Origin of the sequence: Mycobacterium angelicum, assembly GCF_002086155.1 — a bacterium.
Lineage (GTDB): Bacteria > Actinomycetota > Actinomycetes > Mycobacteriales > Mycobacteriaceae > Mycobacterium > Mycobacterium angelicum.
Map to the genome: position 1 here is coordinate 1 of NZ_MVHE01000356.1, position 328 is coordinate 328.

1 pseudogene is annotated in these 328 nt (G+C 67.7%); it reads right to left on the reverse strand.

Going from position 1 to position 328, the window contains the following annotated elements:
• Positions 1 to 194, reverse strand: a pseudogene (locus tag BST12_RS29775) (hypothetical protein); the annotation flags it as partial.
• Positions 195 to 328 lie beyond the last annotated feature (134 nt).

Below are 328 nucleotides of genomic sequence, written 5' to 3' on the forward strand. Positions count from 1 at the left end.
GTCCATTCTTCGTCGGCGGCGGGAGCGCCCAACAGCATTTCCTGAAGGCGCTTCGGCGGGGCTTCGACGCCGACCCGCGCGAAGTGCTGGCTCAGCCGCCGGGCTTGCCTGCGGCCAAGAATCTGACCCCGCACCGGTGGCTGATGCGAGAGCTTCCTTCGTTCGTCCCCCCAGTGGTTGGACGGGGTCGTCACAGCGGGCATTCTAAGTCCCGCGGGCCACAAAAGGCAGTGCCGCGGAACTTCTTGGCCCAAACGGGCACCCGGCTACGTGCGCACCGCGACCGTCGACAACTGGTCGGCGAGCCGGTCCGGGGAATCCACCATCG